This window comes from Falsiroseomonas sp. RANM36, from assembly GCF_056682175.1.
Map to the genome: position 1 here is coordinate 291,353 of NZ_JBWXTD010000003.1, position 1,358 is coordinate 292,710.

Genomic DNA, 1,358 nt, shown 5'->3' on the forward strand with positions numbered 1-1,358 from the left:
CCCCGCCTGCACCCGCCGGTTGCCCGGGCCCGGCGCGGCCGCCGCCGGGCGGCGTTCCCACTCCGGCCCGCCCGCGGCCGGCGCGCCGCCGAGCACACGCGCCAGCAGGCGCGGCAGCAGCAGCGCGGCGACGCCGAGCCCGAGCAGGACATGCGCCGCCTGCGGCCCCGCGCGCTCGGCGCGCGGGAACTCCTCCAGCAACTGCCCGATCAGCCAGGCGGCGCCGATCGCCAGCGCCATGGTCCAGTGCAGCAGGATGCTCGGCATCGTGTAGCGGCGCATCGGCTTTCCCTCATCGCTTCCGGCCCTGCGCCGGGATCCTGTCCCTGCCGGCGCGGCGCATCCTTGACGCAGCGCAAGCCCCGTGCCGGCGCGCCCGGCATCCTCGCTATCCGGCGCGCGGCCAGACGAGGGCGATGCCGTCCTCGCGCCGCTCCAGCCGCCCGCCGGTGGCGCCGGCCGCCTCGGCCAGCAGAGCCGCCACCTCTTCCTCCGGCTCGGCGCCGCGCGGCAGGCGCAGAACCAGGGCGACCTCGCTGCTCGCCGGGCGCCCCTCGCCGGCGGCCGCGATCCGCGAGCCCGCCGGCATCCGCTGCTGCGCGTCCTGCACCAGGCGGAGCAAAGCCAGATCGAGCCGCGCCGGATCGAGCCTGACCCCCGGCAGCGGCTCGGAGCCCGGCGGATCGAGGTCGAAGGCGAAGCGTCCGCCGAGCGCGACGCGCAGCAGCGGCAGCACCCGCTCCAGAGCTGCGGTCGGCGCCGTCACCACGGCATCCTGCGCCTCTCGCCGAGCCGCGTCGAGATAGCCGCGCATGACCGCCTCAAGCCGGCGCATCGCTTCCAGCGCGCGGTCGAGCTGGCGGCGCGGCGCGCCCTCCGGCGTGCTGCGGCCCAGCATCTCCAGGTTGGAGGCCAGCACCATCATCGCGTTGTTGACCTCGTGCTGCACCGCCGGCGCCGCCCGGCGCAGGCTCTCGTGCCGAAGGAGCCGCAGGTCGGCGCCCGGAACCGATGCCGCACGCGTGTCGTCGTCCAAGCCGTCGCCCTCCCCGACCTCAATCGCCCGCGACGCCGCCCGGCGCGCCGCCGAGTGCCGCCACAATGTCCCGCACCAGGCGCGCCGGCAGCGAGCCGCCCCGCACGCCGGCCATCGGCGCGCCATCGTCGTTGCCGAGCCAGACCCCGATGACGAGCCCCGCCCCCGGCCCCGGCACGAGGCCGAGGAACCAGGCGTCGCGGAAATCCTGCGTCGTCCCGGTCTTGCCGGCCAGCGGCCGCGCGCCCGGGGGGGGCCCCGCCCGCCCCCCGGGCCCCCGCCCCCCCCCCCCCGCCGCCCCCCCCCCCCCCCGCCCCCCGCC

2 protein-coding genes and 1 pseudogene are annotated in these 1,358 nt (G+C 78.7%); all 3 read right to left on the reverse strand.

Annotated elements, in window-relative coordinates; all coding sequences use genetic code 11:
- Nucleotides 1-282: cytochrome b/b6 domain-containing protein (locus AC1MIR_RS06190; protein WP_480027311.1), on the reverse strand; the 282-nt coding region annotated here is incomplete at its 3' end.
- A 106-nt stretch (nucleotides 283-388) separates the two neighbouring features.
- Nucleotides 389-1,036, reverse strand: a complete 648-nt coding sequence (locus AC1MIR_RS06195; RefSeq protein ID WP_480027312.1) for a hypothetical protein — start codon at nucleotides 1,034-1,036, stop codon at nucleotides 389-391.
- 19 nt (nucleotides 1,037-1,055) lie between these two features.
- A pseudogene (locus AC1MIR_RS06200) lies at nucleotides 1,056-1,358 on the reverse strand (hypothetical protein); the annotation flags it as partial.